This is a genomic window from Ihuprevotella massiliensis (genome assembly GCA_900095835.1).
GTDB classification, from domain to species: Bacteria; Bacteroidota; Bacteroidia; order Bacteroidales; family Bacteroidaceae; genus Alloprevotella; species Alloprevotella massiliensis.
The window spans coordinates 1,150,902-1,163,548 of sequence record LT608321.1; the positions used below are offsets into that span (position 1 = coordinate 1,150,902).

Below are 12,647 nucleotides of genomic sequence, written 5' to 3' on the forward strand. Positions count from 1 at the left end.
TCAGTGCTCATCGATGTCGCTTGCTGCGACGCAATTCAGCTTTATCGGTGGGCGCTGTAGGAGAAGTCTGGAGTGGTTGCCCTGTGATGGGGTCGCGCTCCACAACCGCTCGTTTGGTGCGGTGTGACGTTGTCGTTTCTGCGTCACCCACCTCCGAGTCGGGAGCCCCTGCCACGACGAGCACAAACTCGCCTCTGGGCTCAGTGGTTTGGAAATGCTCCAACACCTCTTGCAAAGTGCCGCGTACGCTCTCTTCATGGAGCTTTGAAATCTCGCGGCACGCACTGCAAAGACGCGTTGCGCCAAACACTTCCACCATTTGTTCGAGAGTTTTCACCACCCGATAAGGACTTTCGTAGAAAATCATCGTGCGTTCCTCGCGCTGCAAAGCTTGGAGCTTTGACTGCCGCCCTTTCTTTTGGGGCAAGAATCCTTCAAAACAGAAGCGCTCGCAAGGCAGTCCGCTCGCCACTAAGGCAGGCACGAAAGCTGTAGCACCGGGCAAGCATTGCACCTCGCCACCTTGTTTCACCACTTCACGCACCAGCATAAACCCAGGGTCAGAGATAGCAGGCGTGCCGGCATCGCTGATGAGTGCCATGGTCTCCCCCGCCACAATGCGCGCCGCTAGCGTCGCAGCCGTCTGGTGTTCATTAAACTTGTGGTGGCTCACCAGTGGAGTGGAAATGTCGTAGTGCTTGAGTAAGATTCCGCTGGTGCGCGTGTCTTCAGCCAAGACCACATCCACCTCTTTAAGGATGCGCAGCGCACGAAGCGTGATGTCTTCCAAATTGCCAACTGGCGTAGGAACAAGATACAACATGATGGTGGGGGAATAGAATCGTTTTCTTCAGACAGACCAGCAGAGCTTGTAAGTGATGCAATATAAGTCTTTGCTCTGCCCAAGAGAAGAGGAGCCACGGGCTAATGCTGAGGTAGAGAAGCACCACAACCATAGAATCCCAGGGTGGATGCTCCATTCATTTTCAACTACTTCAGGCTCATTTTATAGGTTTACTTCTAGGAGTTGCTAGTTGCAAAAATAGTACTTTCACCTCATTGCAACAAATTATTTGCCAAAAACTTGACCAACGAACTCGAAAAGTGTTATCTTTGCAGCATCCTTTTCTTTTCATGATATGAGACTTTGTCAAAGATGCACCCTTCCTTTCTGACGTATGCTGAGGTCGTCGTTGTCGTCTCATCAATCCCCCTTTTTTTATGCAATTATTTCGCCAAGAAATCACATTTGATCGTTTCATTCGCGGAGTACTTTTTGTGGCTCTACTTGCCCTCTTTGTCGCTGGCCTCAACTGGCTCAGCGCAGTTCTCCTTCCCTTCTTTGCAGCGTGGGCCATCGCGTGGGTATTAGCCCCCGTGGTCAAATTTCTCCACGATCGTTGCTACATTCGTCCGCGTTCTGTAGCCGTAGTGCTCACCCTCATCCTAGCCATTGCCATTGCGGTGGGAGCCTTGTGGCTCATCATACCTCCCTTCATCGAGGGTGTGCTCCACATCAAAGATGCCCTCTTGCGCTATCTCCAAAGCGGCGGACAAAACACTCAGCTGCCGGAGTGGTTACAGCATTTGTTACAACAGTGGATTGGGTCACTGCAACTTGAGGAGATGCTGCAACAAGATAATCTGCTGCAAATGGTGCGCACCTCCCTACCCCATGTTTGGAATGTGGTGCAATCCACTGCCAACGTGGTGGTGAGCCTGGCTAGTTCTGCTTTCGCCCTGCTCTATCTGGTGTTGCTGCTCACCGACTACGACCACTACTCCACCGTATGGCTCAAATATGTGCCACGCTCACAACGCGCGTTCCTCGAGCAATTATCCAACGACGTGGCGCACAATATGCGAGGCTATTTCCGCGGACAAGTGCTAGTGGCTATCAGCAATGGCGTCATGTTTAGCATTGGTTTCTGGCTCATCGGCCTCCCCATGCCAGTGGGCATGGGCATCTTCGTGGGTGTCCTTAGTTTCATTCCCTACATTCAGGTGCTCGGCATCTTGCCAGCCGCTCTCTTGGCTTTACTGCAAATGGCAGACACCGGCCATTCGTTTTGGGGCATGATGGCTCTCGTCATTGTGGTTTACATCGTCGTGCAAGTGTTGCAAGACACTATCTTCACCCCTCGCATCATGGGACGAATCATGGGCTTATCACCTGCCGTAGTCTTGCTTTCCCTCTCAGTTTGGGGATATATCGCTGGCATCATCGGCTTGATGGTCGCTCTTCCGCTCACCACGCTCATGCTCGCCTACTATCAGCGCTACATTTTGGAAGAAGCTGTGGAAGACGAATGCTTTGCAGAAGAAACACTCGAGTCAGAGCAGGGGGAATAATCCCTCTGCTTTTTCTTGCCCCCCCTAAATATATATGGGAAGAATTGGCGCGAATGGACAAAAAACAGGGTAAAAAGTGAAGATTTTCTTCAGACTCCCCTCATTTTGCCAGATTAACATTACAAAACAAACCTATTTATTGTTCTATTCGCGCAATCGACTTATAGTTCCCCCAAAAAGAGCTCCACAAGGGTGGTCGTTTCGCATCAGTTTTCCTCGCGTACGCGCGCGCATCCCTAGCAATTTCGTTTTTTTGCTTTCACAACCTTCACCGATAGCCCCAATTTCGTACGATTTTGGGGCTTTTTCTTGCCCCTCTCTTTTGTCTCTCTTCGGGCTCTCTTTTTCCACTTTTGGGGTCCTTCAAAGGCATTTCATCGCTCCAGTGTTAAATTTTGTCCGAAAAACCATTCTTATTCACTGTGTATCAATTTATTATAGAGATTTCTGTGAAGGTTGTGAAAGCAAAAAGTACAAAACTCTTGTAATGCGCGTGCGCGCGTGCGCGCGAGAAGCACCTCAACACACATTTTTCACAAACGAAAATATTTCATCTTTCATCTGCCATTTCTTCCCTCTCGAAGCCTTCGACAAAAGGTTCGAGAAAAGGTCCGACAAAAAAGAAATTATCTCGGACGTTTCTCCAAAAACGTGGGAGATTTTCTAAAAAACGTCGGACGTTTTCCAAAAATTCTCCGACATTATTTCAACGTTCTCCTACATTTTCAAGAAACAATCCGACCTTGCACTATCGCAGTGGGGCACTACAGCTGTCGCCCGCTTCAGCCCCTTCGTGATTGGGCTTGTTTGCAGCTTCGGAAAATAACTTTTGCTCTGCAGAACTGGCGCATTCATAATCGCACCTCGTGCCTGAAGGCACAAAAAAAGCGGGTGTGTCAAAATTTGACACACCCGCTGTCTTAGCGTTTTTAGAAAGAAACGGTGCCGAGGTTGCGGTCGATGAGCAGACCGTCCACAGCTTTCAAGTTGAACTTACCAGCTTTCTTAGCCACAAACTTGATGGTGAAGAGTTCGGGATTGCCCTCTTCGAGCAAGAAGTTGTTACCGCGGTTGACGAAGGTGGGATAGAGCGCCTTCTGTCCCGAAGTGTGCAGGCGATCGTAGGTGAGATTCACCATATCCTTCATGCCTTTGAGCGTGATGCCTTTGTATTCGAGCTCATCCGCTTTATAGGGGAGCCCGAAGGAGAGCGCGTTCACATAGTGGAGGTCTTTACCCGAAACCTTGATTTCCACCACGTCGCCAGCCTTGTAGGTCTTCACGTTGGGAGTCAGCACAAGTTGTCCGCGCACCTTGTCGGAAGAATTGCGCACACCACCATCGAGTTCCACACCCACGCAGGAGATATCGTAGGCATCGATCAAACCATTATTGTTGATGTCACCAATCGCCACATAGTCGAAGTCACCATCACCACGACGCAAACCGGTGTAGTTCATGTAGGAAGTCAAGTCATTTTCGTCCACGCGCTTGTCGCGGTTGATGTCGCCTTGCATCACACCTTCCGTTCCAGGACGACGATACACATACATTTCACGACCAGAACCGAAGTTGCCTACAGCATTCTCTATGTTCAGTTTGATGTAGCGAGCTGCAGCACCCTCGCCGAACTTCACAGTCTTGGTTTCACCATCCTTCTCCCAGTTGAATGCCACGGGAGCAGACCAGTTTTGGCGGTCTGTAGAGAGCGAATACGCACCCGAGAGAATCGTTCCATTGCCTGCATCTTCACGAGGAATGTATTCAAATCGCTCTAGTTGATTGACACCTCTCAAGTCCACAATCATTTCAAAGGGTGTGGCTTGTTTGTTGCTCCATGAAGTGTGCCAAATCGTCTTCAAATCACGGTCGAAGAGTTTGTCCGTGCCTTGTCCACCTTGGTTTTGCACCGAAGTGGTAGCTTTCACACCCTTCACAGCCCATTCGAGAGGATCTTTCACCGTAGAGAGTTGGAAATCTGTCCACTCACTTGCGCCATCGGCATTGACAGCGCGCACACGGAACGAGTAGTTCGTGACAGGTGCCAAATCGTCGAAGAGATGATTCAGAGCGCGGATAGTGGAATAGATTTGACCATCGTGTTCCACTTCGTAGTAGTCGGCATTTTCTACCGCATCCCACGCAGGTTGGAGCGTGTAGGCCTGAGCCTTACTTTGTTGCTTGTTGAATCGAGGCGCAGCAAGTTTGCCGTGGTGCACGAGAAGGCGATTGGGGGTCTTAAACTCAAAACCTTTCACCGTAACACTCACCGCGTTTTCTGTGACATCAGTAGCTGCAAGTTTCACGAGCACTTGAGGATTCTTGATGACTTCGCCCACACTCTCTTCACCAGTGCGCACCCAGCGGTTGAGATTAGGCTTCGCATCGTAGAACCACACGTTGGTGCCTTGTTCAAACTCCTCGCGTGTGTTCACTTGCACCAATTTCACCTTAGCACCTCCCACGGTGGCAGTGAGTTTCTTAGGCGCCTTAGACACATTGATACGCAATTCCGTTTGTTGCATCTTGACAAATTCGGGGAAACGTGCCATAGTGCAATCAATGTCGAAAGTCAACACTTGTTTCTTCACCGTTGTCTTGAGTGGGGTGTTGGCGTGCTTGCCTTCGAGATAGGCTTGAGTCTTGCCATCGTCGTCATACAAACCAGCGGTGGTGCCTTTTTCTGCGTAAATCTCAAAGATGCGAAGGTCTTTCTTGATTTCGGCAGGTGTATTGCTAGGATTTGCCATGGGGATGATGGCATCAGCCTTCACCAAGACGGGGAGCTTCCAGAGCGGAGCATCGAAGTGGTTGATGATGCGTCCGCCAGCATAGAGGTCGCCCGTGAAATAGTCCACCCAATTTCCCTTGGGGAGGTAGATACCGTCGCGGCGGTCATTACCTTGTTCGTCAGCTGCCGTGTTTTGGTAAACGGGTGCCACGAGGAAGGCGTCACCATACATGAATTGATATTGTGTGCGCTTACCCAGTGTGTAGGCATTGCTTTCTTCCATGAACATGGGGCGAATCATGGGCTTACCATTCACCGCTTCAGCGGCTGCAGTGTAGGTATAAGGCAGAAGCTCGCTCTTGAGTTTGAGATACCAGCGATTGAGCGCGATGCTCTTGCCACCGAGTGCGTGAGGATATTTGGGATTGCTACCCCATCCGTCCATGTTCAACTCCATGGGGGTGAAGGTTTTCCATTGGAATTCGCGCACATTCACGGGAATGTTCTTACCCCCGAAGATACCATCTACGTCAGAAGTGATGTTGGGTTGTCCAGAAAGTCCAGATCCGATGAAAGTAGGGATGTGGAAACGGATATATTCCCAGTCACCACCGGTTTGGTCACCACTCCAGATTCCCGCATAGCGTTGAGTGCCTGCCCATCCATCGAGAGAGATGATGAAGGGGCGCGCATTGTTGCCATATTTAGGCATGATGCGACCCACATCGGCTACACCATTGAGTCCGAAGCTATAGCCCCAACCTACCCAGGCTACATCTGTCTTGAGCACACGCACACCAGCTGTGCCGACTTCCTTCACGATGTCGCGCTGCAGGAGAGCTTCGATGCTGTCTTTGGGGTGAAGGTCGCTTTGTGTCCACAGACCGATTTCCACACCCTTGCTGCGAGCATAGTCGCCAAATTGGCGGAGATTCTCAATGTTGCCATCGAGGGTTGAGGTTTGTCCGTAGCCCGCACCATATCCATCGTTGGGGAGGAACCAGCCCAAGGGCATATCATTGTTGAGATAGCGGTCGATCGCAGCGCGAGCCGAGAACTGGTAGTTGTTGAGTTCGCCATTCAAGCTCTCCTTGATGCCACCATTGTCCTTTTGACTTTCGTTGTAAGTCTTGCCATCTTCCATCTTCATGAAGCCACGGCCATCCTTCGCTTCTGTCCAATAGTCGCGGTTATAGGCATTGAGGTGACCTTGATAGAAACCGAATTTGGGGAGCAGCACAGGATTACCGGTTAGTTGGTAGAAACTGCTCAACAAGGCTTCGGGGCGATCTGCCACCATGAAGAACACATCGAGATATTGCTCTGCATGGCGCAATTTCACCACATTGCCTTGGGTGTTGCCAAAGTCATAAAGACCAGGTTTGAAAGTGTGCCACATCATGCCGTAGCCCTTCGTGCTCCAATAGAAAGGCGTGGGAGAAGCTACGCCACCATCCACCCAGTTGTTGGTGTTTTCAATGGCAATCACTTGTCCACGATGCGAGAAACGACCATTTTGCACACCACCTCCATAGAAGTATTCGCCTTCATGATTGGCAAGTGTGAGGTGCGTGCCATCATTGTCGAAGCTAGGAGCGGTGAGCGATTGGAACACGACTTCACCACTGGCTTTCTTCACCACAAAACCACCCGTGGCACGGTCGAACACGAGGGTCACTTGGGGAGTCGTCACTGTAAAGTTATTGGCATCGCCTTTCAAATCAAGCGATTTTACACCACGGCGCGGATTTTCCACGAGAATGTCTGCAGCAGGAGTTGCTTCAGGGTTGTGAGGAGCGCGACCAGCAGGGTCTAGATATAGACGGAAAATGCCATTGCCGTAGAAGTCGAGCGTGATGCGCTGCTGCTGATTGTTGACAAACTCAATGGTGGTATCGTTGACTTTACGAGCCGAAACCAAATTTTTGCCTGAACGATCAGGGGTCGCGGTAGTCTGCTGGCTGTTTTGCGCCGTTGCGGTCACAGTGTTTGCACCTGCATCTGAGGCGGCAGCTTGCGCCATGGCAGGTGCTGCCGTCATGCCACCCACCAAGGTGACCAACCCCAGAGCCTGAGGCAGTAGAGAAGATTTTTGCTTCATGTGGAAGTATGAGATAGTCTGAGATTTTCCTGAAAATCGTCATTTTGCACAGCACTTTCTCCGTCTGCGGAAAGAGAACTTTGCAGACCATTCAAGCGCAACAAGAGATGAAGTTGGTTTTCTCTCAGAGATTATTTTGATTCTGACTGCTAAATTACGAATTTATACGGAATTATGCTCCTATTCTTTGCATATATATCTTGCTTTTCGCCCTTTCTTCGTGATAATTCCCTAACTTTGTATCTAATAAACTCTCTCTTCTATGAACACGTTCTTCAGATTCTCACGGTTTTGTGTCGGAGTGGCTTTTACTACCCTCGGATTTTCTTCCCCGGCAACGGCACAGAAGCGCGCAATTACTCTCCCTTCGCAGCAACCTCGTTGCTTTTGTGGGGTGAATGTTTCAACTCCCAACGATGATTCAGCGGAGCAACGCTCCTCTACTTCACATTCCGTCTTTGCCGTGCGTGGGGTGAACAATGCCACCACCGCCCCCACGATTAGTGATGGTGTTTTTCGCGAATATCGCTTGGCAGTCTACATGGCCAATGAAGGCTTTCGATCGGAGCAACTCAATCAAGATGTTTCTAAAGTCAAAGCCTTCTGGAAAGAACTCGAGACTTTTCTCAATAATATCTACGTGCGCGATTTGGGGGTGCGCTTCACCATCGTGCAAGACGAGCGACTGATTGAGAAGTCTTATAAGGGCTCGTATGCTTATGACGCGGGCACAAAACTCATCAATGCAGCCATCGGATCTGATGCCTACGACATCGGCATTGTAGTGAATTATATAGAAGGTGGTGCTTTGCAAGGATTAGCCAGTCCTGGTGGAGTGAATTTTCAAGATCGCAAAGGATGGGCGATTGTCAATTCACAAGAAATGATTACCATCGGTCACGAACTCGGCCACCTTTTCGGGGCAGACCATCCCTTTGTCGGCGGCGCAGGCTTAGTGGGTCGTTGCACCGAGCCCAAATCAGGACAATCCATGATGAGTTATGGATATCCTTACAAAGAAGACTTCATCAGTTTGGAGAGTCTGCGTATGATGCACCCAGTCACCAAGGCTAGTGACTTCAAACTTCCAGCCGCTGCTAAGCACACCTCTCCCACCAACACGGCGCCGCGCATAGATCGCTCGAAGATGCGCGCGGAATATCGTGTCCCCAAAGGCACCTTTTTCACCATTCCCGTCTATGCCACCGATGCCGAACAGTCTTCATTGCTCTATGCTTTCAACCAATTTGGCTGCCATTCCGGAAACCCTGCCACATTCCCCGTTTTTCCTCCGCAGCACGATGCCAAACTCTCCTTCGGTCGTCGCTATGGTGGAGCAAGTATGATTGCCAATTCTGACGAAATCCCCGTAGGCAACTATCAGTTTTGGCTCAGTGTGAGCGATGCGCTCCCTGTGGAAGAGGCGATAGCAAAGAAACAAGCACCGCTCTATGATGGCTACATCGCGAAGGTCAAAGTGGTCAACGCCACTCCTTTCAAGATTACTTCCAACATTGCGTCGCAATATGCCATGGGGCAGAAGCTCACGCTGAAATGGTCGGTGGATAAGACCTTCTTCAAGGGAGGTAGCAAGGTGCGTGTCGTGATGTCCGATGATTTTGGCGAGACATTCTCTCACGTTCTGGTGCCTAGCACTGCCAACGATGGGGAGTGCGAGGTGTACCTTCCTCAAAAGTTGATGGAGAAGTTCTCCACCTATTTCAACATCTGGTTTGCGGGTAAGGGTTTGATTCGCCTAGAAACCATCGACGACGATTTCCAGTATTATGACCTCAGCAACAATGCGCTAGTGGATGGAGGTATAGAGGTGGTGAAATCTCCAGTTACTTTTGAAGGTCTTCCCACGAACAACTACCTCAAACTTGCTGCCGATGCTCCACTTCCTCCAGCTCCACAAGTCACAGCGAAGGTGAATAATGCTGCTGTTGAACCCACTTTTTCTGAGACGACAGAAGGCAACATGACCATTCGCACGTGGAGGGTGCAACAAGGCGGAGAAGTATATGGCGGACAGCAGTTCATTGAGCGTGAAGTGGCAGAAACTCCTGAAACTCCTGAAACTCCAAAGGAAGTGAAGGTGCAACAAATCACACTCAATCCTTCTGCCTCTTCGGTTGTTGTGGGAGAATCGTTGCAAATCGCGGCTAAGGTATTGCCCGAGAACGCAACTAATGCTACGCTGAAGTGGAAAATCACGCCTGAGAATATCTTGAAACCAACTGCTGCACCTGGACAATTCACGGCTCAGCAAGTGGGAGAAGCCCTCGTTCGTGCGGAAGCAGCGGACGGCAGCGGCATCACAGCAGTGTGCAAAGTGGTGGTGAAACCTCGTTTGGTGCAGACGATTTCGCTCAATGCCACGCAGAAAGAGCTCATCATTGGCGATGCCTTCTCGCTCACGGCAACTGCAATGCCTGAGAATGCCACCAATCGCAATATAGTTTGGAAACTGGTGAGCGGTGATGCGATTTCTCTCTCCAACACTGGAGTTATTCAAGCGAAGAAAGTGGGGGAAGCCCTCGTTCGTGCGGAAGCTGTGGATGGTAGCGGAGTGTCAGCAGAGTGCAAAGTAGTGGTGAAACCTCGTTTGGTGCAGGCGATTTCTCTCAATGCCACGCAGAAAGAGCTCATCATTGGCGATGCCTTCTCGCTCACGGCAACTGCAATGCCCGAGAATGCCACCAACCGCAATATAGTTTGGAAACTCGTGAGCGGTGATGCGATTTCTCTCTCCAACACTGGAGTCATCCAAGCGAAGAAAGTGGGAGAAGCCCTCGTTCGTGCGGAAGCAGCGGACGGCAGCGGCATCACAGCGGAGTGTAAAGTGGTGGTGAAACCTCGTTTGGTACAGGCGATTTCGCTCAATGCCACGCAGAAAGTCCTCATCATTGGGGATTCCTTCACGCTCACTGCTACACTCTCTCCCGAGAATGCCACCAACCGCAACGTGATTTGGAAACTCGTGAGCGGTAATGCGATTTCTCTTTCCAACACTGGAGTCATCCAAGCGAAGAAAGTGGGGGAAGCCCTCGTTCGTGCGGAAGCTGTGGACGGCAGCGGCATCACAGCGGAGTGTAAAGTGGTGGTGAAACCTCGTTTGGTACAGGCGATTTCGCTCAATGCCACGCAGAAAGTCCTCGTCGTTGGGGATTCCTTTACGCTCACTGCTACTGCAATGCCCGAGAATGCCACCAATCGCAACGTGATTTGGAAACTTGTGAGCGGTGATGCGATTTCTCTCTCCAACACTGGAGTCATTCTAGCGAAGAAAGTGGGTGAAGCCCTCGTTCGTGCTGAAGCTGTGGACGGCAGCGGCATCACAGCGGAGTGTAAAGTGGTGGTGAAACCTCGTTTGGTTCAAGCGATTTCGCTCAAACTCGAGAAAGATACCGTAGCTGTTGGCGAACATTTCACGGTGACCGCTGATGTTTTACCCAAGAATGCGACAAATAGAACTTTGCTATGGTCGGTTTCTGACCCACTGCTATTGAAACACTTGGAAGCAGGTAGTTTTGAAGCTCTAAAAACAGGTAGTGCTACGATAACGGCGCAAGCACGGGATGGCTCAAAACAAGAAGCAAGTTGTCGCATCGAAATTGTGCCTCCCACTGCTCTTAAAAAAGCGGTGGCGGCTGATGTCGCACCTCAGGTGAGGGTGGACGGCAATACCTTAGTCGTCAAACAAGTGCCCAGTGGACAATGGTTGCGCATACTAGACGTGCAAGGTCGTCTGCTTCATCAAGTGAAAAGTTATGGCGAACCACTACGAATAGTCTTCCCTCAGATGCCGCAAGTATTGCTGCTCAAAGTGGCACAACGCAGTTACAAAGTACTTCTCGCTCAACCTTAATGACGGCTTTCTCTGATGAAAACTCTCCCCTGCCACAATCACTCTAGGAAGTGACGTGGCAGGGGATTTCTTTTTCGGCAAATATCCTTGCCTCAATTAGGCACAGCCATACCCGAAAAGATACAAAAAAGTCCGTGCCAAACCTGAGTTTGGACGCGGACTTTGTGATTTTCTTCACTCGATAGCTTTGCTTTTAATGCTAGCGCAAGGTAGCTGAAAGCGCGGCGGAGTGAAAGTCGCTTAGGACGAGACGTCTTACGCCTTAGTAGCGGTACGCTTTTCCTTAATACGAGCCTTCTTACCAGTGAGGGCACGGAGGTAGTAGAGCTTAGCGCGACGAACCTTACCCACCTTGTTCACTTCGATGCTCTCGATAGCGGGAGACTCGAGGGGGAAGATACGTTCTACACCGATAGTACCAGACATCTTGCGCACAGTGAAACGCTTCTTTTCGCCGTGACCTGCGATTTTGATGACAACACCGCGGTAGAGCTGTACGCGTTCCTTGTTACCTTCGACGATTTTGTAAGCTACAGTTACAGTGTCACCAGCCTTGAATGAGGGGTGTTGCTTGCCAGTAGCAAATGCTTCTTCAGCAATTTTAATGAGATCAGCCATTGTGTAATGCTTGATTTTGAAATTGTTAATCGCCCCAGCCCAACATGTTCGGATTCTACTGCGCCGAAGCCGTTCATCCTATGAGCTGACTTTGCTCTCAAAAGAGCGCAACTCGTACGGATTAGGGTGCTTTCGGTGCGCCTTGCAGCGGTTGAGCGGAAAAGCACGGCAAAGTTACGGCTTTTCTCTGGAGTGTACAAGTTTTCTCGACGAAAATCAGCAGGTTACGTTCTTTTTCTCTCACTTTGCGCGCTGCATACGACATAACACGGGTAAAGAGACATCAGATGAGGCGGGAAAATGAAACATCAGATGAGACAGCAAAGGAGACAACAAATGAGATGACAAAATGAGAGAACAAATGGGACAACGAATGGGACAGGCATTTATACGCACGAGCTACTTGTTGTGAAGCATCAATGCTTCACACCAAGAACGATAAAACGAAGTTGAAGCTGGGGAAGCTGAAAAGAAGTTGGAGAGGAAGCTGGTGAGGAAGCCAAGAACATCGAACCAGAGGATGAAGTATTCAAGAAGAATAGGAGGTGTAGAAAGACAAAAAAATCCGCAGCTCCTGGAGAGGAACTGCGGATAAGCTTCATTGTTCAAGCTGATTCAAGCGTAAGACTACACCTTGATTTCAACTTCAACACCACAAGGAAGTTCGAGCTTCATGAGAGCATCGATAGTCTTGGGGTTAGAGCTGTAGATGTCGATGAGACGCTTGTAAGTGGAAACCTCAAATTGCTCGCGGCTCTTCTTGTTAACGAAGGTAGAGCGGTTCACAGTGATGATACGCTTGCGAGTGGGGAGAGGAATTGGACCGCTAACGATAGCGCCAGTAGCTTTTACGTTGCTAACAATCTTCTCAGCAGACTTTTCTACGAGAGTGTGATCGTAGCTCTTGAGCTTGATACGAATTTTTTGACTCATTGTTGTATTGAATTTGCTCCGTATCGGCGGAGGTGGGATAA

The 12,647-nt window shown here is 50.0% G+C and carries 6 protein-coding genes; 2 read left to right on the forward strand and 4 right to left on the reverse strand.

Annotation, left to right across the window (positions count from 1 at the left end; genetic code table 11):
- Nucleotides 1-7: 7 nt before the first annotated feature.
- Nucleotides 8-823 carry a 16S rRNA (cytidine(1402)-2'-O)-methyltransferase gene (rsmI, locus tag BQ2633_RS04880; protein ID WP_075565470.1) on the reverse strand — a complete coding sequence of 272 codons (816 nt, stop codon included), beginning with the start codon at nt 821-823 and terminating at the stop codon, nt 8-10.
- 398 nt (nt 824-1,221) lie between these two features.
- On the opposite strand from rsmI, the gene BQ2633_RS04885 reads away from it, so the two are divergent.
- Entirely contained in the window at nt 1,222-2,352 is a 1,131-nt protein-coding gene (locus tag BQ2633_RS04885) for an AI-2E family transporter (RefSeq protein WP_075565472.1), read from the forward strand.
- 929 nt (nt 2,353-3,281) lie between these two features.
- Here BQ2633_RS04885 and BQ2633_RS04890 read toward each other — a convergent pair.
- Nucleotides 3,282-7,184 carry a TIM-barrel domain-containing protein gene (locus tag BQ2633_RS04890; RefSeq protein ID WP_075565473.1) on the reverse strand — a complete coding sequence of 1,301 codons (3,903 nt, stop codon included), beginning with the start codon at nt 7,182-7,184 and terminating at the stop codon, nt 3,282-3,284.
- A gap of 262 nt (nt 7,185-7,446) precedes the next feature.
- Between BQ2633_RS04890 and BQ2633_RS04895 the strand changes: the two genes are divergently transcribed.
- Nucleotides 7,447-11,055, forward strand: coding sequence for an Ig-like domain-containing protein (locus tag BQ2633_RS04895; RefSeq protein ID WP_083233952.1), 3,609 nt, complete (start codon nt 7,447-7,449; stop codon nt 11,053-11,055).
- A gap of 255 nt (nt 11,056-11,310) precedes the next feature.
- Here BQ2633_RS04895 and rplS read toward each other — a convergent pair whose 3' ends face one another.
- Both rplS and rpsJ read right to left on the reverse strand, forming a co-directional pair.
- On the reverse strand, nt 11,311-11,673 hold the full coding sequence (gene rplS, locus BQ2633_RS04900) for a 50S ribosomal protein L19 (protein WP_075565475.1): 363 nt from the start codon (nt 11,671-11,673) through the stop codon (nt 11,311-11,313).
- Between the two features lie 627 nt (nt 11,674-12,300).
- On the reverse strand, nt 12,301-12,606 hold the full coding sequence (gene rpsJ, locus BQ2633_RS04905) for a 30S ribosomal protein S10 (RefSeq protein ID WP_009752343.1): 306 nt from the start codon (nt 12,604-12,606) through the stop codon (nt 12,301-12,303).
- Nucleotides 12,607-12,647 lie beyond the last annotated feature (41 nt).

Coding starts and splice junctions, on each gene's coding strand:
- rsmI (WP_075565470.1), bottom strand. CDS start 823: ATGTTGTATCTTGTTCCTACGCCAGTTGGCAATTTGGAAGACATCACG.
- BQ2633_RS04885 (WP_075565472.1), top strand. CDS start 1,222: ATGCAATTATTTCGCCAAGAAATCACATTTGATCGTTTCATTCGCGGA.
- BQ2633_RS04890 (WP_075565473.1), bottom strand. CDS start 7,184: ATGAAGCAAAAATCTTCTCTACTGCCTCAGGCTCTGGGGTTGGTCACC.
- BQ2633_RS04895 (WP_083233952.1), top strand. CDS start 7,447: ATGAACACGTTCTTCAGATTCTCACGGTTTTGTGTCGGAGTGGCTTTT.
- rplS (WP_075565475.1), bottom strand. CDS start 11,673: ATGGCTGATCTCATTAAAATTGCTGAAGAAGCATTTGCTACTGGCAAG.
- rpsJ (WP_009752343.1), bottom strand. CDS start 12,606: ATGAGTCAAAAAATTCGTATCAAGCTCAAGAGCTACGATCACACTCTC.